Source organism: Sporosarcina sp. FSL K6-3457, from assembly GCF_038007285.1.
Lineage (GTDB): Bacteria > Bacillota > Bacilli > Bacillales_A > Planococcaceae > Sporosarcina.
The window spans coordinates 3,147,676-3,172,023 of the sequence record NZ_JBBOWX010000001.1; the positions used below are offsets into that span (position 1 = coordinate 3,147,676).

A 24,348-nucleotide genomic window follows, 5' to 3' on the forward strand; every position below is an offset into this window, starting at 1 on the left:
AGTACTGCTTTGTGAATAAATCACCTGCGATACTCTATCTCGTTAACGTGAGAATACGTTGCATCATCATTGTTCCAAACAAATCCAATGCACAGCTCCAAGCCTTGTTTCAACACATCTCCTATCCCTCTTTTTCAGCTACCAGAGGTCTCTGTAGATAGTACTTGTGTTTACTCTTCTTTTCATAGCTTTTTATATAGATTTTTTTATACTTTACATTATTTCAAACTAAAATTCAATCCAAAAAAAGAAAATTACCAATTAACTCTATAACGGATATAGAAGTATTTTCATTTATGGTTATTTAGTTCCATTAATTATTAACCTCATGTATACTCCCATTTATTGAACAAGATCTAACACTTTATGATCGATGCCTTTTCAGCATTTGTTGTAAATACTCTTCCGATTTTCCTTCTCGGATACTAAGGCTTTCCCAACCCACATCTCTTAATTGCTTACCAATATAAATGATATGCATAGTGAGCCATCTGCCTTTCGATGGCTTCCAGCACCGTATGACGTTCACCACGGATATATATACTTTTCAATAAATCCTGAGCCTCTAATTCATTTAACGTCTCGAAAAGACATTTCCTAGATTCATTATAATTCTCCTCACGTAATCCATTAAAAAGGGCTTAAATTAATTTCAGTCGACTAACGAATATATTCATTAATGAGCTTTAACCTCAAGAAAGATACAATATATTTTACTGATGTATCAACGATGTATAAAATCCCGCATAACCAATAAATTCTGACATACACACCCCCATTGAGCGCCAAGGGGGTTGCTTGATGTTAGCTTCCTAAAATTACTGCAACCTCAAATGAATAGGTAATATAAGGATTACCTCTCCGTCTATTAGGGGTAATACTCATGGGGGCCATTTGTTTTTTTGTAACAGAACTCTCTAGCCTAATAACGTAAAAATCGCCAATCCAACAGGGTTACTTAAATCTCCCGCACCAAACTCCCCTACACGCACAGGAGCTATAGGAGTAGAAGTATCATACATTTCTACAGTACCATCGACAAAATCCGCTGGAATCAAAGGGTGTTCGAGTTGTCCCCATTCGCATTCTTCATAAATTCGATATGCTTAAATCCCCAACCACACATGTCGGTCAAAACTGAACTTAACGTTCTTCCGTGATTGGACAAAGAATATTCAACTTTGGGCGGAATCTCTTGATACACTCTGCGTACTATGAGTCCGTCACGTTCCATCTCACGAAGCTGATTGGTGAGCATTCCTTGCGTGACATTTGGAAGTAGACGTCTCAATTCCCCAAACCGTTTTGTACCTTGATGCAGTAAAATAAACAAAATGAGTGGTTTCCATTTTCCACCGATCGCCTGCAAAGTAGACAATATACCCTGTGTCTTATTAGAATTGCAAATTTCCTTTCGCATCTTACCATCTCCCAACCACATGATTTTTAACAACTTCTTAGTTAAAACTTTATCAAAGTATCCAGAATAAAAACAGTACGATGATTTATCATACTTAGTACGTTTTACCGTACTATCTACCGAAATCAGGTGACGTCTATGGTACTTTTCACCGGACCTAGTCCGAAAAAAAAGCGTACTTGGCAAAAATGAAATTCCGCATAATAATGGGGATGTAGATCACGATGCTACGAAAAATGAGAAAGGATGATTGTTATGAAAATTATGGTTATCGCTGTACATCCCAATCTAAATCATTCCCGTGCCAATCAAGCTTTGGCACGAGAACTGAAAGATCACACTTACATCTATTTTCGCGACCTCTATCAGGAGTATCCCGATTGGAATATTGATTTGGAGAGGGAACAGCAATTGCTGCTTCAATATGACCGGGTTGTGTTTCAGTTCCCTTTTTATTGGTATAGCTGCCCTCCCCTTTTAAAAAAGTGGTTCGATGATGTATTGACGTTTGGCTGGGCTTTTGGACCCGGAGGAGATAATTTGAAAGGAAAAGAATTTATGGTAGCTACGACGACAGGCGGTACTGAAAAGCAATACCGTTCCGGGGGTTACAATTGGTTCACGATCAGCGAATTATTAAGACCTATACAAAGTACCCTCACCAGATGCAACGGCACCTATCTTCCCGCATTCGTCACCTATAATGCGAACGAAGGCACGGATAAGTATCTCGATCAAGAGGCAAAAGAGTATGCAAAATATATCCAAACTTCCACGCACATGCTTGTCCATTAATTTTCATGTACCAAATAATACGACGATTAGTTGTCTTCTAAAAAGGAATTAGTGTTCTGTATAAAAGTTCTTTACTGTAACAAACTATAATTCTTCAAGAAAGGGCGCTTTAATTGAACGGGCAGTTAAAAGGATCTTTATGTTAAAGATCCTTTTTCAGTACCGATATAAGCCCTAACAATACTAATGATTTCTTGTACTCTCATTTCTTCTCTCCACGGTACTCGACGCCACCCATAGCTGATTGAATCAGAATCTAGCACCTACACCATGAATTTAGTCAACCAAGCGATATACCAAGCTCCTGGGATAAACAACGCTTGCGCAAGGATTGTCCCTAGTAATCTTGATGTTATCATCATGACTGACATCCTCTTAAGCGTGAGATAGCTCCCTCTTTGATTGACCACATCGTCTGCCAAAACGGAGATTTTGGGGTCAATGAAGATCACCAGTAGAATCGTAGCGATGCCATTTACTAGACCTGAAGCCATAATCGCGGTTGAAGCCCGTTCTGGCGCTAGTATGGCTGCATATAAAGCGGATAATACGCCAATTGTATAGATGGCCGTTATCACCATGTTGATCAATAACAACTTCATCGGAATATCTTTAATCGTAATGTCCTTCAAATAAGAGAATCTTGGAAGACGGAAATGCTTGACTCCACGCTTTATGTATTCCAAGGTTATTCCTTTTTTAATCAAGGCAGGAACTGATCCTTTTTCTTCAGCTAAATGAATGATTGCTCTTGAAAATAAGGCGATAAAGGTAGGTAGTAAAAGAATACCGAATAGGGTACCGAAAGTTGAGGCAGTGATGAGCACTCTAAATTGACCTTCGACAAATTCTAACGTGTTCTCTTTTCGTGCAGTATCGATTAAGCTACCTGTGAAGGGTTGTTGCATCATATTCGCTAGTCTTGAAACAATGACCATGATGTTAAACAGTGACAGCGCTGATGCAATGAGCTTGACCCTCGCCCCCGACAATCTCACCGCATAAGCAAGCGTCTCGACTGAATGGATGACAAATAAAAAAAGGAAGATAAATAATACTTTTTCCGTTAAAAAATCCACAATGAGTACCTTCTTTATTTTTAATAGTGACTAGCCCAAAATCCAATCAGAACTCGACACTTCACAAATAGAAAAACATCCGTTCACCAAGTATAAGTGAACGGATGGCGAATATTCAAATATTTAACTATTTTATTCAGAATAAACTAGCCACGTGAACAATCATTTCAATATTTGAAGTATCTCCATTACGCTTTCATAACATGAATGGGTCTCCCCATAATTATCTCAGCGGCTTCCATTGTCATCTCGCCTAAAGTTGGGTGAGCGTGGATTGTTAATGCAATATCTTCTGCAGTCATACCCGCTTCAATCGCCAGAGCTATTTCAGCAATCATAGTAGATGCACCATTACCTACGATTTGAGCACCTATTAATAAGCCATCCTCTTTACGTGCAACAAGTTTCACAAAACCTTCTGTTGCGTGTAAAGCTAGGGCACGACCGTTAGCTGCGAATGGGAATCGGGCTGTTGTTACTTCGATACCTTCTGCTTTTGCTTGTTCTTCATTGTAACCAACCGTTGCAAGTTCTGGATCTGTGAAGCATACAGCTGGGATGGCTAGGTAATCTACGCTTGATTTTTTGCCGGCGATTGCTTCGGCAGCTACTTTTCCTTCATAAGATGCTTTATGTGCAAGTTGTGGACCAGATACGATATCACCAATTGCATAAATATTTGTTACAGAAGTACGGCATTGTTTGTCTACTTGTAGTAAATCACGTTCTGCGAATTCGATGCCTAGTGCTTCCAGACCCATTCCATCTGTATTTGGACGACGACCTACTGTTACTAATACATAGTTAGCTTCAACTGTTTGTTCTTCTCCGCCAGCCTCATATGTTACAACTACGCCGTTGTCATGTTCTTCTACGCCTTTAGCTAATGCGTCAACTACAACCACTACGCCTTTTTTCTTTAAGCCCTTTTTCACAACTTGTGTCATTTGCTTTTCGAAACCAGCTAAGATGTCATTGCCACCTTCAATGATGGTTACTTGAGAACCTAATTTAGCGTAAGCAGAACCTAGCTCAGTACCGATATAACCACCACCAATGACAACTAATTTTTCTGGCACTTCAGATAAAGAAAGTGCGCCTGTTGAGCTAATTACACGATTAGTAAATTTGAATGCCGGAATTTCAACTGGACGAGAACCTGTTGCCAGGATTGCATTATTGAATGTGTAAGTTTGTTCGTTGTCACCATCGATTATACGTACAGTATTTGCATCTACAAAGTAGGCTACACCTTTCACGATATCGATGTTATTGCCTTTTAGAAGACTTTCCACACCACCTACTAATTTGGATACTATGCCATTTTTGAACTCTTGCACTTTTGTCCAGTCCAGTTTTACGTCTTGTACAACAACACCCATAGCATCAGAATGCTTTGCTTGCTCAAAACGGTGACCTACTGAAATCAACGCTTTTGATGGGATACAACCGACATTTGAGCAAACCCCACCTAAATACTCTCTTTCTACAATCATGACATTTTGCCCCATTTGTGCAGCGCGAATCGCCGCCACATATCCTCCTGGTCCCGCACCAATCACAAGCGTATCAATATGCTTCATCTACTTTATCCCCCTTATTCCTTGTTATTAAATGAAAACGGCGCCAAAAAAGATACCCATCAGTCTCTTTTAAGTCGTAAAAAAGACGGCATTATTGCCGCTCTGTAGCTATCATTGAAATATATAGCCTCAAATTATTGATGATGATTTTCGATAATTGCCCATCTTTCTTTAATCTGTCTAATACGAGTCCCCCTTCAAGTGTTGACGCGATATAGATCGCCGTGTCGTATGGCTGTATCGACTGCTTCAATTCCTGCTGCCTAACACCGTCTTCTATGATTTTCGCCAGCCAGTTTATCATCATATCCATGGCTTCATTAATCGATGGCAGTAATGCATTTCCTTCCAAATCATCCATTTCTATGGCTGCATTAAAAATAGGACAGCCACCTACTATCGGTTCTCCTTCACTTAATTGTAAAAAGGCCTCTACAAATGCGATTAATTTGTCTGTTGCATGCTCATGTTGTGACACACTCGTTAGTAAATGATTTCGCATGATTTCGGTAGAAAAATGAAAAGACTCGACCATTAGTTGCTCTTTGTCTGTAAAGTGTCGATAAATCCCCCCTTTTTGAATATTCGTTTCCTGAATAATGTCACTCATCGTTGTTGTCATATACCCTTTTTGGTTAAATATCAAAGCAGATTTCCGAATGATATTACGCCGTGTTAATTCACCTTTTTTCATTTACAACCTCCAAAAGATACCTTTTAGTCTCTTTTAATATAAATGAGGTTTGATACGAATGCAAGAACTTTTTAACAAATACTAAATCCAAGGAATGGACTTCAAATCAATTCCAACATACTTCCCCAGTGAACTGCCACGTATAGTACTGTTATCATATCTCCTTCAACACATTCAACGATTCTAAAACATGATCCAGTAAATCTGCAATATCCCCCATATGCTCCTCATTTATTTTAGACTTGAATGTCATGTCTATACTGTCGAGGTAACTTGGCGCTTGTTGTCCATGGACGAAACTCAGTGTTTGCGTTAGCTGAATGTCCGTTTCCCAAATAGCGTTGAGGGCTTGCTCAATCTGTGGGCACTGAATGGTGATGTTTTGAACAGCTTTGGTAAAGTGAACGGACAAGGTGCAGCCTAGATTTTCTCCAGGCATCTCTAATATTTCCCCTGCTAGCTCCTTGACCGATGCTTGTAGTACGATTTCTGCTGTAACGTCTGGTTGATTGACAAGCGTAAATTGAATCGTGAATTTTCGTGAGATAATGGCAAAATCCATGCTATCTACCCGATTGATAATCGCTATTTTTTCATCTATATTATCTAAATCATAAATATGGTTTTCGAACGCTACTTTTAAATTTTCAAAAATGGTTGGATCGTACATATTGATTCCTCTCCCTTAAGTCCCACAATACGTATGATAAGGACCATCTGATTCGGGCAAAGTTGCATAATCCGCTTGTTCTGGAGAATGCGCAAATGGATGCGCCAGTACATCAAGTAACTGCTCCATCACACTATAATCTCCACGCTCGACCGCTGCTTCAAGTGCCTCCTCTACCCGATGGTTACGAGGAATGACTGCCGGATTGCTGTTACGCATTAGCTGATGAACAAGCTCCTTCGATTCCTGCTGTCTATCGAGTCTTGCTTGCCACAACGCATGCCACTCGGCAAATTCGGGCGTGCTAAATAAAGCACTCTTTTCCAACGTATCAAAAGTTAAAGCACGGAATGTATTGGTATAGTCCACTTGATGCTGCTCCATCATGCGAAGAAGGCTATCAATGAGGGCTGCATCTTGTTGCTCTTCATTGAATATCCCTAGTTTCGCACGCATACCCGCAAGCCAATTCGTATAATAATACTCGGGAAACTCTGAAAGAGCATCCTGCGCCAGTTTTGCACCTTCCGCATAATCTGTATGCAATAGCGAGATAAGGCTCTCGGCAAAGCGTGCGAGATTCCAGCCGATAATATTCGGTTGATTGCCATAGGCGTAGCGGCTTTGAACATCTATAGAGCTGAAAACAGTTGCCGGATCATACACATCCATGAACGCACATGGTCCATAATCAATCGTTTCCCCGCTAATTGTCGTGTTATCAGTATTCATCACCCCGTGAATAAAACCAACGAGCTGCCATTTAGCAACGAGTGAAGCTTGACGTTTAATCACTTCCTGCAGCAACGTGAGATAGCAATTGCCATCCGCTTCAATAGCAGGAAAATGTCGTTGTAATGCATAGTCAGCCAACGTGCGAAGTTCTTCGTCTGTTCCCCATTTCGCTGCATATTGAAAAGTACCTACACGTATATGGCTACTCGCGATACGTGTCAAAATGGCACCTGGGAGGTCAGTTTCACGGATGACAGATTCACCCGTCGCCACCACGGCTAAACTACGTGTTGTAGGAATACCAAGTGCATGCATTGCTTCGCTGATGACATATTCGCGCAGCATTGGCCCCAGTGCCGCACGACCATCACCACTGCGAGAATAAGCTGTTCGACCTGAACCTTTTAGCTGAATATCAAACCGTTCACCAGCAGGAGTGAGTTGTTCACCAATAAGTATTGCACGGCCGTCACCTAGCATCGTAAAATGACCAAATTGGTGACCTGCATATGCTTGCGCCAGTGGCGTGCCTCCTTCTGGGACTTCATTTCCCGCAAGTACTGCGATACCTCCTTCGCTTTGTAGTGCCTGCGCACCTAGACCTAGAGATACCGCTAAGGAATCATTGAAAATAATCAACTTCGGTGACTGAACTGGATTCAAGTTCATCCTGGTGAAAAAGGCACCTGGCAGACGGGCGTAACTGTTATCTAAATTCCATCCTGATTCTTGGTATTTTGTCATGATATCTCCTATCTTCTTACCTTTTTTAGACACATATTTCTGAGTGTTACTTGTTTGTAGTGTCATCTTCTGTTTGTTAATTATACCCCGCTACCTGTTTGAAAGCTTCCATTGACGTCGAAAAAGGATTGACCACAACTATGAGTTGCATCAATCCTTTCTATAACAGTAAACACTACTTTATCTTCCTCTTTAACGTCTCTTCCAACAAACTCCACGCTTCCTCACAGCTAGGTATCGTCAACAATGGTTCAAATCCGTAATTTAAATACAGATTGATAGCTTGGTAACTCGTCGTTTGGGACGTTAAATAAGCTGTTGAGTGATGATTGGCTAAAATATTCATCGCTGCACTCAGTAATGGTTTTGATAGCTTCTTTCCTTGATAGTCAGGAATAACGCCAACCCAATGGATTCTACCTGCTATTTCGCCATCGCCATGCAAATCCCCATACCATGCGGTTGTTGTAGCAATAGCTTCTCCAGCTTCATTCTCAATGAATAAACAACGCATTGCCATGTCATCCAGATGTGCGCCGAATTCTTTTGTGAAGTGTTCAAGTGCTGCTTGTTCATCTTTGAATTCCTCTACACTTGTTTCAATCCGCGCCCAAGTGTGTTCATCACCTTTTTCAAATAACCTAATTTTAAATCCAGCTGGAAGTGCGTATTGTGGAATATCCAGCAAATCTTTCCGCACCATTTTTAGCGGAATTCTTTTCATTGAAAACATCTCCTTACTCTATATATTCGGTACTACTCATTTAGAATTAACTAGGCGGTACACCTCACCCGTATAACGAAAAAATCTAGCGAAGGAGCGACAAGTGTGAGCCGGAGCAATAAGACCAAGGTGGGATGTAGTTCAATCCCTCCCAAGTGATTTTCTGACGGGCTTATTGCGTGAGGCCATCACCAAGCGACAAAGCGGTATCGGAAGAACATCCCACTTATTAAGTGCCCACTATATACCTATTCCGCACCACGATATTTATCAGAAATCACGTAATAATTTTCGTGATGGATGTTTTGCCATTCTGTCTTTTTGTATTTCACATATTTTAAACGCTCATTCACCTTAGCAATGTCTAGAGGCAAATAGTATTGTTGCTCCGCCCATGCAATGATCGATAAATATTCTGGATGTGTTGGATCTCGAAACACTTTTAAAAACTCTTTGTATCCAGGTGGACCGCCAACATCCTCTGGCGGTGCCGTCCCCTCTCCACCAAGCAATGTGGGATAGCCAAAATAATAATCATCTACGATTTCTTCAAGTACCACCTGAATCCTCCAGTCGTCTCCAAAATCATAGTTATATGTAAAATAGTTATGCTTTTCAAAATACGTATCGATTTTAATACGTTCGGGTTGCTTGACCGTTTTACCCGCATAACTCTTCCCTTTGTATTCCTCTATAATCCATTCATTATCGGTAATAAAATAATCATCAATTTCCATGCCAAATGAATGGTATGGGGATAGCGTGCTTTGAAAATTTGTGACGTTTTGGATTGTTTCATGCAAACGGTTAAATGTCGCACCAGCTGGTAAAACGATGCGCCGCCAAATAAGCGGTGTGATGTCTTCGAAGGATAGTTTCAAAATATATGCTTTCACAATATCACCCTTTTCTTTTTATCGAACATTATTCCATCGGCTTACTTCCTATTAAATATTTTAACGCATAGTATTCAATACATCGAAGAAAAGACCTTCTGTATGTTCAATGAACATGCGAAAGGTCACGCGTGAATAATTTAGGGTACTGTACAATAACCTAAACTAGGTGTTATTACTTCTTATTGGTATCGCGTTATTTGTGTTTGGGATAACTCGAAAATCAGTGTCTAAAGATGTTAAGATTGTTATTGTATCATTAATTTTCGGCATATTGTTTGTATTCGGCGCTTTATTTCTGTTACTTCCTGGAAATTCCGAACTATTATCAACATTGTTTGGTAGCTAACATTAATCTTTAGCTCATATTATTTTTCTATCAATTAATATCCACACCAAGCACAGACACAGTCAACCGCTTTGAAATGAATTCGATATCTTGCCACGTCAACAGATTTTCAACATATCCTAATGTATCCGCATTGGTCGGTCCAATAATACGCTGTAAGCCCAATAAATCAAAATGATAGCTTTTATTATCCGTAATGATTGGATATAAGGCTCCTAAGGCAAGGGCTCCGCCTTGTACAGGATTTTTCAACATCCCATCCTCGTTGTAAAACTGTGATAAATAATCAAATCCCTTGGTGCTGATATCTATCATGAACAACACGTTAAGCTCGGAACTTTCCACACGCACTTTATAGAAATCCTCATAATGTACTTCAAATGCGTATTTTTCATTATATTTATCAACGTCAAACAGTTCCTGTAACCGATTATTTCTGAAGGAGTAGATATAGAAGATGCCATATCCCCCACTCCCACCCGTATCTATATTCACCATAATATCTGGAACAGCATCTTTGTTAAAATCGCCCAGGAACAACCGCGCATTATAGCCCGCGTTATTTTTGAGTTGGACGGTTGTACTTTTAGTTGACTGTCCGTTTTGAATCACAAGTGTAATATTATCAGCAAAAATACTTGGTGGTCCATCGACTTGGCCAAATAAATAGACGGTATCCCAAACCCCATCCCCGTTGACATCGCCCATCTTCACATCCAACAATCTATGTTTCCCGTTAAATTTAACCCCTCCTGTTCAAATGCAATCGTTGTTCTTTGTATGATATGCCAATAGAAACTAGTTAATTTCCTTCCCGAAAAACAAAAAAAAACCTTCCCGATGTTAAATAAACACAGGGAAGGCCTTAACTATTTCCGTAAAAAAAATTCACTTCAAATAAAACACACCACCATTTACAATATCAATGCTAATCCTTGCCTCATATTGTTGATCCATTGCCTCTTTCTCAATCTCATAACAATCCGGCTTGTTGTCTACCTCTTCATAAAAATATTCCAATACCCTTCGATCCTTTTGCCATCTCTTCTTCGCCTCTTCTGCCCATGAATGATCAGCTTGTTCGATGAACGTATCAATTACAGCATCCAATCGTTCCAGAGCGCGAATCGGCTTAATAATATAGGGTACATGAAAGGTATAACCCGAAATCGTTCCATCCAAATCTAGCTCACTTAACGACTCCTGAAAGTCCTCTACGACATGGCCTGTTAGTAAATTAATGCCTAATGAATACAAAACTTCTTTCGTTTGATCACTGGAATACGTAACTTTATAATTCACACCTAACCAAGGGGTTAAAATCGTTTGTTGACCAGATGTATCGTGAACCCGTTCATACATCTGCACAAATGAGCCCATCTCCTTTGTTACCTGAAATAGTTGACTAAGTCGTGGGGAACCGAAGTGGACAACCTCTCCTTTGATGTTGTCCACAAGCTGATTTTTATCCGTAATCAACGTAAGTTGTGCTGGACGCGGTTCTTCACCTGTACTTGCTAAGTAGTGCCAATAAAAGGGACGGTTCATAATTTTTTTATCCATGTCAATCGTCAATTGAACGTCGATGTAATGGTTATTATGATTTAAAATCTGGCAATTATTTTCGTTGAAAAATTGTTGTATATACTGATGGATTTGTTGTGGATACATATGAAACCCCCTTCATATAGTCTGCTTATAAGTGGATAATATATCGTCTAACTCACCTACTACTTGTTCAAAGACACCAATTTTCACATGAAGTAAATCCAATATATGATCCTCAATTGTATGTTGAATCGCTAAATTATAAATATGAACATCATGCTCTTGCCCTAATCGATGAACACGGCCAATGCGCTGCTCTAACTTCATCGGATTCCAAGGTAAATCATAGTTAATGACATGGTGGCAAAATTGCAGGTTAATCCCCTCGCTACCAGACTCCGTCGCAATGAGCACCTGCGCTTGTTCTTTAAACAGCTGCTTCATCCACTCACGTTTACTCTTGCTGAATTTCCCGTTAAATAAGACACTTGAGATGCCTTTTGAATATAAATACTCCTGCAAATAGTTTTGACTCGCCCGATATTCGGTAAAAATAATTACTTTATCATTGGCCTGTGTAATAATTTCATAAGCTTTTTCAGCTTTTGAATGAATAGCAAGCGCATTCAATTTCCAGGTAATTTCTTCCATACAGGAAATAGCCTCTGGTTGACTACATTCTTGAAGCATTTTGGTCAATGTCACCAGGACAGCTTCCTTACTACTACACATTTCCCTTTGTAACGTCATCTTAGAAAATGCATCCGAAAAATGATTCAATTGTGAAATCATATCGTACACTTTTTGTTCCGCCACCGTAAAATCAATAGGAATGATTTGCACACGGCGGTTGGTCCAATCAATTCCAGTATCCTCTCTCCGATTTCGGACCATCACTTGATGCACCAATTCCTTTAAAAACTCATCATGCTCCACAGCATGCTTACGTGCAGAAAACGCCGCCTGAAACGTCTCATAATTCCCAAGATGCCCCGGTTTTAATAACGAAATAAGATGAAATAGTTCAAACACATCATTTTGAATCGGTGTGGCCGTTAACAACAAACAAAACTTTTTCCTTAAATTTTGTACAAACTCATAACTTTTTGTCTTATGGTTCTTTAATTTATGGGCCTCATCAATAATAATTAAATCATATTCTTGCGCATAGATATTCTCTTTATGTGGACTCCTTTTAGCCATATCGATACTCATGACAACAATCGTATAGTAATTTAAATCGTAATTTTTCTTATACGGAAAAGCCGGTATGTGAAACTTTTGATTCAATTCATCGACCCATTGATTAACAAGAGATGCTGGGGCCAAAATGAGCGCTTTTTTCACAAGACCTCTGATCAGATACTCCTTCAAAATCAAACCCGCTTCAATCGTTTTCCCAAGTCCCACTTCGTCTGCCAAAATCGCTTTGCCATTCATTCTTTCAATGACCGTTTCCGCCACCTCCAATTGATGGTGAAGAGGCGTAAGATTCGGCAAATACTTTGGCGATTGAAGCCCTGTAAAGTCGGTTATCAAAGTTGATTTTGCGACCTCATAACTCATTTTATATAATGTCCAATTATCCCATGCTGCTCGATTTTCTAAACGTTCGATAAAGCCTTCTTTCCATGTAGACGACCTTTCAATTAACATCCCTATCACCTCATACAACTTTTGCTGTTCAATTAGGTTGTCCTAAAATGACTTTCTTATGTTTATAAATGAATTCAAGTTTTTATTCGATAAAGGATACCAGTAAATTAGCTATTCATAAGTATCAAAAAAGACTTTTTGCATATTTCAAAAACTCACAAAAATCCCTTAAAGTAGATTTTCATACTTATTGTTTTTCTATACATTTGGTTGGATCTATATGTGCCATTCCCCATTTACCTTGCTTACTCTTCATTAATTGTGACACTAAAACATCGGTATCATTCGTTAGTTGTATGAAAATAAACCGATAATCATTGCCATCCGTACCAATGATATCAATGGTTTTTACATAACCATCTCTTTTTGTCGGCAATCTTTTTTTGATTAATTTACACCATTCCCCATACTCGATATCGACAACTGTTTCTCCTTGCTGCCGCCAACCGTGATAAGCAGCGCACAGGAAATCCTCTCCCGTTAACGTAATCTCATCGATTTTGGAGAGTCCCCCATCTTGTATGACAGTGATGATTCCATAATGATATTGGAAGCCAGAGACGCCTGCCGCTGTCCCATTAATCGTTTCAATTTCGACAAAATATTGAATCGGTTGAACGTTAGCCGGATTCGGTAGTTTGTATAATTTAATGAGGTTGGTATGGCCCACACCTTCGAAAGAGGTGAGATAAGATGCATAGGGCATTTTTTGTTGATAGGATTTGGTGAAAAAGTTATACGCAATTGGAAATGGATCCATCGCCTCGCCTACTGTTCCACATCCTCCAATGAGCTCGGTTGTCAGATTTTCAGCTTCTCGCAAAATGCTAAAATAATTAAGGAGCATTTTTTCAGGCGTATCAAGTAAAGATGGTGGTAGATTGATGTCTTCATACCTTTTTTCGTTATATGGCTCAAAAAATTGATAGCCGAGTACGCGACGATTCAATATGGAGCGACGTGAAGGGCGGAAGAATTGTTCTACATCTATTTGTGGATTGGTTTCTTTTTCTTTGGGGTATTCCCGCTTTAGCCCTTGTTTCTTGAGCCTTTCCGCCCCCATGACATACACCGCAGTTTTTTCATCATCCTGCCCACGAAATCGGGCACGTCTTCTAAATCTCACGTTGTTGCTCCCCTTCCTTTTCTATTATTCCAAGCGTATGAAGTTAAAAGTTCGATAAATCTTTGGTAATTTCAAGTAACAGGCATGATTTCATTCATTTTTTCCTGTTTTTCTACTATACTATTCGTAGGCATCCTGCATGCTACACGTCAGAAATGCGAAGGAGAATGAGTATGATTCGAAAGCATTGGAAGAAGCTACTTGTTCTTTTTGCCACTATCTTCTTGGTCGTTCAAATTATCGGCAGCTTCTTTTTCTATGAGTTAGCCATCAAGCGAGGACCGAAAGACTTCTTGCAAAATAATGCAGATTTAGAAGTGTCCGATCAAACGATGGAACTCTTTCTGAATGGAGATTGGATAGATTGGGTGAATGCTCAGCAATTTGAACAACTTACGTTAACATCTCGCGATGGATTAAAATTGTCAGGTTACTATTTACCAGCAGCGGTGCCAACAGATAAATTAGTCGTGTTAACACACGGCTATTTAGGTCATGCTAAGCAAATGGGACTCTTTGGACAGTATTATTATGAAGATTTGGGCTACAACATTTTCATGCCTGATGCTCGGGGTCATGGAAAGAGTGAGGGCAATTATTACGGGTTCGGATGGCCCGATCGGCTTGATTTAATTGATTGGACTCAGGCTTTAGTGAAGAAGCTTGGACCCGATAGTACAATCGCTTACCATGGTTTATCGATGGGGGCAGCGACGGTTTTGATGTCGAGTGGAGAGGATGAACTCCCCCGCCAAGTCAAAGCTATTATAGCGGACAGTCCATATATGTCCGTCTATCAATTATTCGCCTATCAAATGAATCGAATGTTTTATCTACCGGCATTTCCGTTGTTAGATAGTACTAGTTTGTTAACGAAAATCAGAGCTGGTTATTCATTCAGAGAAGCAAGTGCACTGAAAGCTGTAGAGCAGGCGAATATCCCGGTTTTTTATATTCATGGGGAAAGTGATACATTTGTTCCGACAAAGTTGACAAGGGAATTATATCAGCATACGGCGAGTGCTGCGGAGCTTCTTTTGGTTCCGGGTGCAAATCATGGAGAGTCTTTTGCGTTGGCGCAGGATGAGTATAAAGTGAGGTTGGATGGGTTTCTTGATAGGTATGTTGAGTAATGTTAGGTAAAAAAGGTATCAGCTTTCGAATCGAATTCGGAAGCTGATTCCTTTTTCTTTATGTTCATTCACTTGATCATTTCTGTTTCAATGAATATTTCCCGAAACCTTCTTCAGCGGGAGCTAGGTATTCAATCCCGCTTCCTTGTTGGATAAAACCTTTTGCATTTTCTGATGTTTCAAATGTTACATTAGCATTTTCACCGAACGATGCAAACGTCCAATTACCATCTGCAGATGGATCGATTGTACCTTCATTAATCATGTAATCCGTAACGACTTGACGATTTTCATATGCATAATCGATGGCTTCCGTTGCATTTCGTACACCTGGGAAGTTTCCACTTGCACGATAATTATTCGTCACAACGATAAATTGTTGTTTCAGATCAATCGGTTGCCCGTCGTATTGCAAATTAACAACTCGATTTGATTGTTCATTAAGCGTGTTACCTGACCCATCATACTTTGCAGGTTGCGTCACATCGAACTCGTAAGTTATGCCATCAATGACATCAAAGTTATATGTCGGAAATTCAGTGTTGATTAAATCTTGTTCATCCTTTGAAGTTGAGTCAATTTGTTTAAATTGACCCGCAGACATTTCAAGCCACTCTTTTACATCTGCTCCTGTCATAATAAGCGCGAAAATTGTATTGTCGTAAACATACAAATCTGCAACGTTTTTAATCGCAATTTCACCTGCAGCTATGTCTGTGTAATAGCTTGCACCCATACGACCGCCAGCTTTAAATGGTGCTCCCGCTGAAAGAACTGGAAGCTTATCATACTCTGTATTTTTGATTTGTTGCTCAACGTACCATGTTTGTGCATTATTCAAAATCTGTATGGAAGAATCATCATGCACCAACGCAAAGTAGCTATTGATTGGTGCTGTCGTTTTTCCAACTGGGCTACGGACGTACTCACTAGTTGCTTCGTGCACTTCTTTCACCGAATCAATTACTTTCTGAACAACTACGTCAGATTTTTTGTCGATTTGGCGAACTTCACCTTTTCCACTTACAACTACCCATTGTTCCCCAGCTTTTTTCAATTCAAGGTCGATAACGCCTAAATGATCGCCAAATTTACCTGGCATTACGATAGGCGTACCATTTATTGTCCCTTGCTCTTGATTAACGTTTGCAAGATCCTTGAAATCTCCTGGGAATAATGCATGGTTATGCCCGGTAATAACTGCATCGACGCCATCAAGCTCAGTAATTTGATAGGCTACGTTCTCTTCGTCTGTTTCATGTATTTCATCACCAATCCCTGTATGAGCTAATACAACGATTACATCAGCGCCTTGCTTCTTCATTTCTGGGATGAATTTCTTAACAGAGTCTGCTGCATCTTCAGCAGTTACTTTTCCTTCAAGAAGCACACGGTCCCATTGCATAATTCCCGGTGTTACAACACCGATAACACCTACGTTCATCATATGTTTATTGCCATATCCATCGACAACTTCTTTTTCAATAATGACATACGGTGTATAACGGTTATTCTTCGTTACAGCATCGTATACGTTTGCGTTTAACATAGGGAATGGTGAGTCAGTCAACACTTGATCTAAATAATCCAAACCATAGTTAAATTCGTGATTCCCTAGCGTTCCGCCATCATAATCGAGTGATGCAAGTGCTGCAATAGCTGGGTGAACCTCGCCTTCCTTCAGCTTAGCCACATTTGCTTTATAACCAGCTAGAGGCGTACCTTGAATCAAATCGCCATTATCGAAAAGAAGGTTATTCGGATTTTCCGCACGAGCTTGTTCAATAAGAACAGCCGTTTTTGCAAGTCCGATTTCATTCGATACTTTGTCTTGATAATAATCATAGTTTACAAAGTTCGTATGCAAATCGGTTGTTCCCAAAATACGCAGTGAAACTGTATCTTTTGGAACTTCTGGGCTATATACGTTTAACATCCGGTCGATAATTTTCGTAGCTTGAGCTTTCGTCACAAGTTGTTGTGGTTGAACTGTACCGTCTTCAAATCCTTGTAATAAACCAAGCCCAACACTTTTTGCAAGCTCTTCCAATGCATCCGTACTGATAGTTTTGTGGTCATTAAATTGATTAAGTAAGTCGGTTGAGTACGATTCATCAGTTTTGATAGCACGGGATGCGATGATAAATGCATGTTCACGTGTCAGTTTCTGATCAGGTTTGAAAGTTCCATCTGTTGTTTCTTTTACAAGACCCGCTTTGAAAGCAGCTTCCACATAGGGCGCTAATTTTTCATTAACATCCTTAAATTGAGTTGTAGCACTTTCACCAATCTCCAATTTAAGTGCTTCAACGACCGCGATGACGAATTCACCGCGTGTCACATCTTGCGCCTTATTAGCCGCGCTTGCTTGTGTTGCAAACGACAAACTACTGAATGAAAGGGCAATGATAACAATCAACATTCCAGCTTTCCTTAACAAAGACATCGTTCCATCTCCTCTACTTTTGGTATTTCCACGTGTTTCCACATGAATGACGGCGCTTCCTTATAAGCATAACATGGATTCGCAACTTTTTATTTACTAGAAGCACTTATCAACTTATATATGTTGAACTAAAGAATAATTGTTCTACAATCATTTCCAAAAAAAACATAAAAACTTTTTATCTAAAGTGGTTTACTCTCATCCAATCTGGGTATATAAAGAATACAAGGCGAAACAACTAGGAAGAATAGTATTGTAGACGAGCTACCTACAATATTTTCCTACGATGAACTGCACAGCCTTGGCGGAAAATTTGCTTTGCTGAGGATTAGATACACTCGTCAGGAACTGAAAGACCCAAGTTCCATTCACTGAAGTGTGAACTAAGCAGTAGAAGGAAAGTTTTTTGTGGAAGTGCAACTTGATGCCTGATTACAAAAAGAAAGCCACATTGAATAACATGTGACATTCCAAATTGAATCGGCCATATCAAACTGCACAGACGAGTCTGAGGTAAATGATCGTCAGAAAGAACAGTTTGTGTAATTGAAAAAACTATCAAATTTTCCGAGTGCGAATCCCTTTTGCAGAGGGATGGAAAAAGCATGGTCCCCGGGGGCCATGCTTTTTTCGTGATTATTCACTAATTTCAGCTTGCCATTCCTCTTTAATGTCAAGTCCAATTGCAGATGCTGTTTCTTCATTCACAACAAACTTCAAGTTTTTCGTTACTTGAACAGGTAATTCAGCTGGCTTGCTTTCTCCAGTTAAGATTTTGACAGCCATTTGACCTGTTTCATAGCCAAGGTCGTGATAACTAAAGCCGTACGCTGCTAAACCGCCTCGTTTTACGGAGTCTAGTTCACCGACCATCATCGGCAATTTATTATCAAACGCAGCGGATGTGACTGATTCGAGCGCAGAAACAACGGTATTATCTTTAATGATGTACAAAGAATCCACTTTTCCAATCAACGAGTCGACAGCTTGTTTAACATCCGCTGAAGTGGCAACGGCCGCTTCAATAATGTTCAAATCCATTTCTTTCGCGAGCTCTTTCACCTTGTCAATCTGAACACGCGCATTTTGTTCTCCTGCGTTAAAAACCACACCGATATTTTTCGCCTCTAATTGCTCTTTCAGAAACTTCATCGTTAGTGGAATAACGTCGGGATGTAAATCAATTGTGCCTGTTACATTCCCACCTGGTTTTTCCAGTGAATCAACCAACTGTGCACCGACAGCGTCCGTCACAGATGTGAACACGATTGGAATTTCTTGTGTCTCACTGGCAACAGCCTGTGCACTTGATGTCGAATTCGCAAAAATTAAATCGACCCCGGAATTCACAAGATTACTCGCAATTGTTATATTCGCACTGTTATCATTTTGTGCGTTCTGCACTTGGTAATCTACATCAAGCCCAGCATCTGCTAATGCCTGTTTAAAACCTTCAAAAGCAGCATTCAATGATGGATGTTCCACAATTTGCGTGACCCCTACTGTATATTTCTTGTCATTACCTACATAACTAGACGCTTCATTGTTATCCCCACTACTACAGGCAGTAAGCAATAGAACAGCACTAAACAATATAACTGCAATCTTCTTCAATTTATTCATCATTCTCGTCCTCTCAGTTTTGTATAAAAGTTATACAAAATCCTTAATTTTTTATAAGATTACACGGTCTCTAATTAATAGTCAATACAATTTAGAATATTTCGCTTCATTAAGCGCTTACATTGAAATATAGGCCTTGATTTATCCGAATAAGGACTAGGAAGCATTTAATTTTATTAATAAAATTTTCCTCAAATGAATGGTAAAATGAATGCTCAACTTCGGGAGAAACTACAGGATTAAGAAGGGGAAAAGATGGCGAAAAACAATATAATATCAGAAGCACGTAAAGCGTTGGATCTATTAAAAGCAGATGTGATAAAAGCACAGGGCTACAAAGTTAATAGAGCCGATTCGGATAACGTGAAATACGAAATTGCAGATGAACTTGGGATTCTCTCGACCCAAGGCTACAACGGCAAACCGAGAATTTTCACTGACAGTTTGACGATACACTGACAGTTTGACCGTACACTGACAGTTTACACTTTTTCACTGACAGTCGCGGGCGGTTCACTGACAGTTCGAAGATTTTCACTGACAGTTTGACCGTACACTGACAGTTTACACTTTTTCACTGACAGTCGCGGGCGATTCACTGACAGTTCGAGAATTTCCGCTGACAGTTTGATCGTACACTGACAGTTTACACTTTTTCACTGACAGTCGCAGGCGATTCACTGACAGTTCAAGGATTTCCGCTGACAGTTTGACCGTACACTGACAGTTTCCACTTTTTCACCGACAGTTTGACGATACACTTACAGTCCGGCGATTTGCCATGATAGTTTGACCATCCCACAATAAAAAAGCACCGACCCAATTACCAGTCAGTGCTTTCTCCTTTAAAACTTCGAGCCACCATATCCATACTCATCAAGCAATTCACCGAAACTCTTATTCTTCTCTCGTTCTTTGCGTTCCTGAAGAATCTGCTCTTGCCGCTGTTCTTCTTTTACCTGCTCAGCAGCTGATAATTGTTGTTTAGCTGCCTTCAATTTAGCGAGAACATCATCGCCGAGTGCATCTGACAACGTTAAACTTTCATTTTCCACCTTTTTCGGACGTGCTGGTGTTACTTGTTTACGTTTTTTTGCCATTTCAGTTACCTACTTTCATTCATGGTCGTGTCACAATCGTTGCAACGCCTTGTCCCCCACCAATGCAAAGTGTTGCGAGTCCTGATTTTGCATCACGACGCTGCATTTCGTGAAGGAGTGTAACGAGAATCCGCGCGCCACTAGCACCGATTGGATGGCCCAGTGCGATTGCACCGCCATTGACGTTTAGTTTTTCTTGATCAAACCCTAGTTCTTTATCGACGGCAATCGATTGTGCTGCAAATGCTTCGTTCGCTTCAATCAAATCGATGTCAGACAGTTGCATGCCAGTTTTGCCAAGCGCCTTTTTAACTGCTTGTACAGGACCGATACCCATGACAGCTGGATCGACACCTGCATTGCCATTTGCTGCGATTATTGCAAGCGGTGTTAGGCCAAGCTCGTCTGCCTTCGCTTTCGACATGATGACAAGTGCTGCTGCCCCGTCGTTGATGCCAGAAGCATTTCCTGCCGTGACACTGCCGTCTTTTTTGAAGGCTGGACGTAGTTTTCCTAACTTATCTGCTGTCGTTCCTGCTTTAACGTACTCATCCGTATCGAAAATGATTGGCTCACCTTTCCGTTGCGGAATAGCAATTGGCACAATTTCATCTTTAAATACGCCCGCTTCAATTGCAGCCGCTGCTTTCTGCTGTGACTGTGCAGAAAATACATCTTGTTCTTCACGCGTAATCGCGTAACGGTCACATAAATTTTCAGCTGTAATGCCCATATGATAATCATTAAATGCACACCACAGACCATCTGTGATCATGCTATCGATGATTTTCTGATCACCCATTTTAAAGCCTTGTCGCCCATTTTTCAACAGATGAGGTGCTTGGCTCATATTTTCCATACCGCCTGCGACAATAATGTCCGCATCCCCTGCGATGATGGCTTGACGTGCTAAGTGAACGGCTTTTAACCCTGAACCACATACTTTATTAATGGTGAGAGATGGAACAGTTTCAGGAAGCCCCGCTTTGATAGCGGCTTGCCGCGCTGGGTTTTGACCAAGCCCTGCTTGTAACACATTCCCCATAATGACTTCATCGACACTGTCAGGCGCGACCCCTGCGCGCTGTAGTGCCTCTTGAATAACTGCTGCCCCCAGATCTGTTGCTGACACATCTTTCAATGAGCCCAAAAATGAACCGATTGCTGAACGGACCGCACTAACGATGACGACTTCTGTAGACATGAATTTTCCCCCATTCTCTTAATTACGTTGCCTGTATATGCATCCCTTCAGTACAATATACTAGAGGAGGGATGATATGTTCATTTTACCAAACAACGTTACGATTATCGAGGTTGGTCCACGGGATGGGCTGCAAAATGACAAGAACTATGTCGACACACAGCATAAACTTGCCTTCATACAGGCACTTCAGGGGGCAGGCATTACGGAAATGGAGCTGACATCATTCGTATCACCAAAGTGGGTACCACAAATGGCGGATGCTAAGGAAATCATTGCTAACACGTCGCAGGTCGGACGGCAATTCGTCTTGACGCCCAATGCAAAGGGTGTCGAGCTAGCGTTGGAAGCAGGTGTGCAAAGTGTAGCTGTGTTCGTAGGAGTCAGTAATTCATTTAACAAAAAAAATATTAACCGCTCGACGGATGAAAGCATGGCTGCGCTTGAACCGGTCATTGCTAATTTAAAGGCGGCAGGTGTTTTTGTCCGTGCCTGCATTTCCACTGCATTTTATTGTCCATACGAGGGAAGGATAGATCCTATAGCCACGCTCGCCCTATGCCAGCGGTTCACAGCTTTTGGGGTCGATGAATTAAGCGTAGCGGATACAATTGGCATGGCCAATCCACAAGAAAGTTATAGCTTGTTTCACACATTGAAGCAAGAGCTACCTAACATTCTATTGACAGCACATTTCCACGATACCCGAAAAATGGCGATGGCCAATATTTTTGCTGCGCTACAAGCAGGCATTGACCGGTTCGATACCTCTGCCGGCGGTCTAGGTGGCTGTCCATTTGCGCCTGGTGCTACGGGCAATGTTGCAACAGAGGATGTTGTTCATATGCTCGACACACTCGGGATCCAAACAGGGATTGATGTCAAAAAAGTTTGTGAGGCTGTCCAAGTCATTGCACCACATGTATCACGCCCCATTGATACCGGCATGTACAGGTTGTTTGAAAACGGAATATAATCAATTACGCCTCGGCGTAATCGCGTCCAAATTTTGAAATGAGCTTGAGGCCTACAGGATGTAGGTCATGCAGTCGTTGCGAATCGAACAGCGAAGGGTTCGATTTGCCGTATTTCTGCGTTCTTTGCAGAAATTAAGGCACTTTCTAGACGTCGCGAACTTAGACTGCCTTCCTTAACTTCTTTCAAAATTTGTGACATCAGGGAAGGATTGAACTGCATCCTTCCTTGGAGGCTTAACAGGGAGGAATTGAATTTCATTCCTCCTTAATCAGCAAGAATTTGAACTTCTGCTGATTCAAGATATAAGGGGGTTAAATTGACGATGAAACGGCGTGTTCTTTATATCACCGGTATTATTTCCGGTATTTTCACGGCGTTGGTAACTATTTTGGGTATTCTCTTAACCAACAAGATGATGTTTTTGAAGCCTAAAAATTATGAGTTGATTATGAAACGTGAAATTCTTTCCAAACGGTTTGATGAACATTGGTATGATACGGTACGCAAGGATGATATATGGATTAATTCTCCGAATGGTTATCGTTTAAAGGCCGTTTTTTTGAAGCCGCTTGAGACGACGAGAACTGTCATCATCTGTCATGGTGTAACGGAAAACAAGATTAATTCGATGAAGTATGCTCGCCTATTTGAACGACTCGGTTTTAATTCTGTTGTGTACGATCACCGTCGACACGGAGATTCTGGAGGCAAGACAACGAGCTTTGGCTATTATGAAAAAATTGATTTGCAAGCAATTGTCCAAGCGATACGTGAGCGGATTGGTAAAAGGGCGTTGCTCGGCATTCACGGAGAATCGATGGGTGCAGCTACAACGATTTTGTATGCAGGTACCTATGAGGATAAGGTGGATTTTCTTGTAGTAGACTGCCCCTTTTCCGATTTCACGGAGCAAATTCTCCATATGCTACGAACAGAAACGCCGTTGCGCACATCTATGATGCTGAGAATCGGCAATGTGTTTCTCAAAATGCGGGATGGCTATTCGACAAACCTTGTATCACCTCGGGAAGTCGTGAAAAACATTTCAATTCCTATGCTGTTTATCCATAGTATGGAAGACGATTTTATCCTTCCGTATATGACGGAAGAATTGTACGAGGCCAAGATAGGCGGCAAAATGCTGAAGCTATTTCCGAAAGGCGCTCACGCCAAATCGTACAATGACAATCCTGCACAATACGAAATGACAGTACGAGAATTTTTAGGTCGCTTTGGTTTTTCACAATAAAGAGATGACCCCCTGCATAATGTACACGCAGTGGGTCATTTTTGCACATACACTAATCTTTTTTCTAAATAATACTGTTGAAAATCTTTAGTTGGATGTTCTTCAATGATGCCGATGATTTGATAGCCATACTTTTGATAAAAATCGGGGGCTTGGAAACTGAAAGTGTCTAGTTGAATAAGTCTGCACTTATTTTCTCTTGCTATTTTCTCCATATGGCCCAATAATTTTTCCCCATAACCTTCACCTCTTACTGATTCATCAACCCATAAGAAGTCAATATGTAAATGATGCCAAAAAATAATACCTGTTATACCACCTACTATTTCCCCATTTTCATTTCTGAGCATAAAGCTAATATTTTTCATTGGATGCTTTACTTCATCAGGAAGTTTAGCAAGATTATGTTCAATAACTTTTTTTCTAATATAATCACTATCTTCTTGATTCCATTGCTGGATAATTTGCATCCATTTCACTCCTCTACAAAAGTCAGAATTTTACCTTAACACATTTCGAGAAAATACATAGGGTCTTTTAGTGCAAATTAGCATGTACAGTAGAAATCTACTATTAACAAAAACCACTTTCCTTGT

At 40.5% G+C, this 24,348-nt stretch carries 22 protein-coding genes, 1 pseudogene and 1 other annotated feature (1 of these 24 only partly in view); of the genes and pseudogenes, 5 read left to right on the forward strand and 18 right to left on the reverse strand.

Annotation, left to right across the window (positions count from 1 at the left end; translation table 11 throughout):
• Nucleotides 1-195, reverse strand: a binding site (T-box leader) (it extends 66 nt beyond the left edge of the window).
• 169 nt (nucleotides 196-364) lie between these two features.
• Nucleotides 365-587 (reverse strand): annotated as a pseudogene (locus N1I80_RS15525) (DUF1572 family protein); the annotation flags it as partial.
• Between the two features lie 467 nt (nucleotides 588-1,054).
• Nucleotides 1,055-1,420 (reverse strand): winged helix-turn-helix transcriptional regulator, encoded by a 366-nt coding sequence (locus tag N1I80_RS15530; protein ID WP_340738758.1) that lies wholly within the window; start codon nucleotides 1,418-1,420, stop codon nucleotides 1,055-1,057.
• 255 nt (nucleotides 1,421-1,675) lie between these two features.
• Here N1I80_RS15530 and N1I80_RS15535 point away from each other — a divergent pair, with 255 nt between their 5' ends.
• Nucleotides 1,676-2,215, forward strand: a complete 540-nt coding sequence (locus tag N1I80_RS15535) for an NAD(P)H-dependent oxidoreductase (protein ID WP_340738759.1) — start codon at nucleotides 1,676-1,678, stop codon at nucleotides 2,213-2,215.
• A 263-nt stretch (nucleotides 2,216-2,478) separates the two neighbouring features.
• Here the strand turns inward: N1I80_RS15535 and N1I80_RS15540 are convergent, their stop codons facing one another.
• The 11 genes from N1I80_RS15540 to N1I80_RS15590 all read right to left on the reverse strand — a co-directional run bounded on the left by N1I80_RS15540 (nucleotide 2,479) and on the right by N1I80_RS15590 (nucleotide 14,019).
• Complete coding sequence (locus N1I80_RS15540) at nucleotides 2,479-3,294, reverse strand: lipid II flippase Amj family protein (protein WP_340738760.1); 816 nt, start codon at nucleotides 3,292-3,294, stop codon at nucleotides 2,479-2,481.
• Nucleotides 3,295-3,482: 188 nt separating this feature from the next.
• The gene (gene lpdA / locus N1I80_RS15545) at nucleotides 3,483-4,877 is read right to left on the reverse strand and encodes a dihydrolipoyl dehydrogenase (protein WP_340738761.1); all 1,395 of its coding nucleotides are present in this window, start codon (nucleotides 4,875-4,877) and stop codon (nucleotides 3,483-3,485) included.
• A 91-nt stretch (nucleotides 4,878-4,968) separates the two neighbouring features.
• Nucleotides 4,969-5,571, reverse strand: coding sequence for a TetR/AcrR family transcriptional regulator (locus tag N1I80_RS15550; protein WP_340738762.1), 603 nt, complete (start codon nucleotides 5,569-5,571; stop codon nucleotides 4,969-4,971).
• A gap of 154 nt (nucleotides 5,572-5,725) precedes the next feature.
• Nucleotides 5,726-6,241: a hypothetical protein gene (locus N1I80_RS15555; protein WP_340738763.1), complete on the reverse strand. Its 516-nt coding sequence runs from the start codon at nucleotides 6,239-6,241 to the stop codon at nucleotides 5,726-5,728.
• A gap of 15 nt (nucleotides 6,242-6,256) precedes the next feature.
• Nucleotides 6,257-7,720 (reverse strand): protein adenylyltransferase SelO, encoded by a 1,464-nt coding sequence (locus N1I80_RS15560; protein ID WP_340738764.1) that lies wholly within the window; start codon nucleotides 7,718-7,720, stop codon nucleotides 6,257-6,259.
• Between the two features lie 175 nt (nucleotides 7,721-7,895).
• Complete coding sequence (locus tag N1I80_RS15565) at nucleotides 7,896-8,444, reverse strand: GNAT family N-acetyltransferase (RefSeq protein WP_340738765.1); 549 nt, start codon at nucleotides 8,442-8,444, stop codon at nucleotides 7,896-7,898.
• A 248-nt stretch (nucleotides 8,445-8,692) separates the two neighbouring features.
• A complete protein-coding gene (locus N1I80_RS15570; protein WP_340738766.1) occupies nucleotides 8,693-9,340 on the reverse strand; it encodes a plasmid pRiA4b ORF-3 family protein in 648 nt (215 codons plus the stop codon).
• Nucleotides 9,341-9,719: 379 nt separating this feature from the next.
• Nucleotides 9,720-10,403, reverse strand: coding sequence for a VCBS repeat-containing protein (locus tag N1I80_RS15575; protein ID WP_340740063.1), 684 nt, complete (start codon nucleotides 10,401-10,403; stop codon nucleotides 9,720-9,722).
• Between the two features lie 174 nt (nucleotides 10,404-10,577).
• Nucleotides 10,578-11,360 carry a YqhG family protein gene (locus N1I80_RS15580; RefSeq protein WP_340738767.1) on the reverse strand — a complete coding sequence of 261 codons (783 nt, stop codon included), beginning with the start codon at nucleotides 11,358-11,360 and terminating at the stop codon, nucleotides 10,578-10,580.
• Nucleotides 11,361-11,372: 12 nt separating this feature from the next.
• A complete protein-coding gene (locus N1I80_RS15585; protein WP_445683660.1) occupies nucleotides 11,373-12,893 on the reverse strand; it encodes a DEAD/DEAH box helicase in 1,521 nt (506 codons plus the stop codon).
• Nucleotides 12,894-13,080: 187 nt separating this feature from the next.
• Nucleotides 13,081-14,019, reverse strand: coding sequence for a hypothetical protein (locus N1I80_RS15590; protein WP_340738768.1), 939 nt, complete (start codon nucleotides 14,017-14,019; stop codon nucleotides 13,081-13,083).
• Nucleotides 14,020-14,192: 173 nt separating this feature from the next.
• Between N1I80_RS15590 and N1I80_RS15595 the strand changes: the two genes are divergently transcribed.
• Nucleotides 14,193-15,152 (forward strand): alpha/beta hydrolase, encoded by a 960-nt coding sequence (locus tag N1I80_RS15595; RefSeq protein WP_340738769.1) that lies wholly within the window; start codon nucleotides 14,193-14,195, stop codon nucleotides 15,150-15,152.
• A gap of 76 nt (nucleotides 15,153-15,228) precedes the next feature.
• Here the strand turns inward: N1I80_RS15595 and N1I80_RS15600 are convergent, their stop codons facing one another.
• Complete coding sequence (locus N1I80_RS15600) at nucleotides 15,229-17,598, reverse strand: bifunctional 2',3'-cyclic-nucleotide 2'-phosphodiesterase/3'-nucleotidase (RefSeq protein ID WP_340738770.1); 2,370 nt, start codon at nucleotides 17,596-17,598, stop codon at nucleotides 15,229-15,231.
• 636 nt (nucleotides 17,599-18,234) lie between these two features.
• Nucleotides 18,235-19,224, reverse strand: a complete 990-nt coding sequence (locus tag N1I80_RS15605; protein WP_340738771.1) for an ABC transporter substrate-binding protein — start codon at nucleotides 19,222-19,224, stop codon at nucleotides 18,235-18,237.
• Nucleotides 19,225-19,476: 252 nt separating this feature from the next.
• Between N1I80_RS15605 and N1I80_RS15610 the strand changes: the two genes are divergently transcribed.
• On the forward strand, nucleotides 19,477-19,680 hold the full coding sequence (locus N1I80_RS15610) for a small, acid-soluble spore protein, alpha/beta type (protein WP_340738772.1): 204 nt from the start codon (nucleotides 19,477-19,479) through the stop codon (nucleotides 19,678-19,680).
• 386 nt (nucleotides 19,681-20,066) lie between these two features.
• Here N1I80_RS15610 and N1I80_RS15615 read toward each other — a convergent pair whose 3' ends face one another.
• Nucleotides 20,067-20,321 (reverse strand): YqkE family protein, encoded by a 255-nt coding sequence (locus N1I80_RS15615; protein ID WP_340738773.1) that lies wholly within the window; start codon nucleotides 20,319-20,321, stop codon nucleotides 20,067-20,069.
• Between the two features lie 19 nt (nucleotides 20,322-20,340).
• Nucleotides 20,341-21,525 carry an acetyl-CoA C-acetyltransferase gene (locus N1I80_RS15620; protein ID WP_340738774.1) on the reverse strand — a complete coding sequence of 395 codons (1,185 nt, stop codon included), beginning with the start codon at nucleotides 21,523-21,525 and terminating at the stop codon, nucleotides 20,341-20,343.
• A 76-nt stretch (nucleotides 21,526-21,601) separates the two neighbouring features.
• Between N1I80_RS15620 and N1I80_RS15625 the strand changes: the two genes are divergently transcribed.
• Together N1I80_RS15625 and N1I80_RS15630 are read left to right on the forward strand one after the other, a co-directional pair.
• Nucleotides 21,602-22,501: a hydroxymethylglutaryl-CoA lyase gene (locus tag N1I80_RS15625; protein WP_340738775.1), complete on the forward strand. Its 900-nt coding sequence runs from the start codon at nucleotides 21,602-21,604 to the stop codon at nucleotides 22,499-22,501.
• A 324-nt stretch (nucleotides 22,502-22,825) separates the two neighbouring features.
• Nucleotides 22,826-23,752 carry an alpha/beta hydrolase gene (locus N1I80_RS15630; protein WP_340740064.1) on the forward strand — a complete coding sequence of 309 codons (927 nt, stop codon included), beginning with the start codon at nucleotides 22,826-22,828 and terminating at the stop codon, nucleotides 23,750-23,752.
• Nucleotides 23,753-23,787: 35 nt separating this feature from the next.
• Here N1I80_RS15630 and N1I80_RS15635 read toward each other — a convergent pair whose 3' ends face one another.
• The gene (locus N1I80_RS15635; RefSeq protein WP_340738776.1) at nucleotides 23,788-24,222 is read right to left on the reverse strand and encodes a GNAT family N-acetyltransferase; all 435 of its coding nucleotides are present in this window, start codon (nucleotides 24,220-24,222) and stop codon (nucleotides 23,788-23,790) included.
• Nucleotides 24,223-24,348: the final 126 nt, after the last annotated feature.

Excerpts from the sequence above, each read along its gene's own strand:
- N1I80_RS15530 (WP_340738758.1), bottom strand. The coding sequence starts at position 1,420 with ATGCGAAAGGAAATTTGCAATTCTAATAAGACACAGGGTATATTGTCT.
- N1I80_RS15535 (WP_340738759.1), top strand. The coding sequence starts at position 1,676 with ATGAAAATTATGGTTATCGCTGTACATCCCAATCTAAATCATTCCCGT.
- lpdA (WP_340738761.1), bottom strand. The coding sequence starts at position 4,877 with ATGAAGCATATTGATACGCTTGTGATTGGTGCGGGACCAGGAGGATAT.
- N1I80_RS15550 (WP_340738762.1), bottom strand. The coding sequence starts at position 5,571 with ATGAAAAAAGGTGAATTAACACGGCGTAATATCATTCGGAAATCTGCT.
- N1I80_RS15555 (WP_340738763.1), bottom strand. The coding sequence starts at position 6,241 with ATGTACGATCCAACCATTTTTGAAAATTTAAAAGTAGCGTTCGAAAAC.
- N1I80_RS15560 (WP_340738764.1), bottom strand. The coding sequence starts at position 7,720 with ATGACAAAATACCAAGAATCAGGATGGAATTTAGATAACAGTTACGCC.
- N1I80_RS15565 (WP_340738765.1), bottom strand. The coding sequence starts at position 8,444 with ATGAAAAGAATTCCGCTAAAAATGGTGCGGAAAGATTTGCTGGATATT.
- N1I80_RS15580 (WP_340738767.1), bottom strand. The coding sequence starts at position 11,360 with ATGTATCCACAACAAATCCATCAGTATATACAACAATTTTTCAACGAA.
- N1I80_RS15585 (WP_445683660.1), bottom strand. The coding sequence starts at position 12,893 with ATGTTAATTGAAAGGTCGTCTACATGGAAAGAAGGCTTTATCGAACGT.
- N1I80_RS15595 (WP_340738769.1), top strand. The coding sequence starts at position 14,193 with ATGATTCGAAAGCATTGGAAGAAGCTACTTGTTCTTTTTGCCACTATC.
- N1I80_RS15600 (WP_340738770.1), bottom strand. The coding sequence starts at position 17,598 with ATGTCTTTGTTAAGGAAAGCTGGAATGTTGATTGTTATCATTGCCCTT.
- N1I80_RS15605 (WP_340738771.1), bottom strand. The coding sequence starts at position 19,224 with ATGATGAATAAATTGAAGAAGATTGCAGTTATATTGTTTAGTGCTGTT.
- N1I80_RS15610 (WP_340738772.1), top strand. The coding sequence starts at position 19,477 with ATGGCGAAAAACAATATAATATCAGAAGCACGTAAAGCGTTGGATCTA.
- N1I80_RS15615 (WP_340738773.1), bottom strand. The coding sequence starts at position 20,321 with ATGGCAAAAAAACGTAAACAAGTAACACCAGCACGTCCGAAAAAGGTG.
- N1I80_RS15620 (WP_340738774.1), bottom strand. The coding sequence starts at position 21,525 with ATGTCTACAGAAGTCGTCATCGTTAGTGCGGTCCGTTCAGCAATCGGT.
- N1I80_RS15625 (WP_340738775.1), top strand. The coding sequence starts at position 21,602 with ATGTTCATTTTACCAAACAACGTTACGATTATCGAGGTTGGTCCACGG.
- N1I80_RS15630 (WP_340740064.1), top strand. The coding sequence starts at position 22,826 with ATGAAACGGCGTGTTCTTTATATCACCGGTATTATTTCCGGTATTTTC.
- N1I80_RS15635 (WP_340738776.1), bottom strand. The coding sequence starts at position 24,222 with ATGCAAATTATCCAGCAATGGAATCAAGAAGATAGTGATTATATTAGA.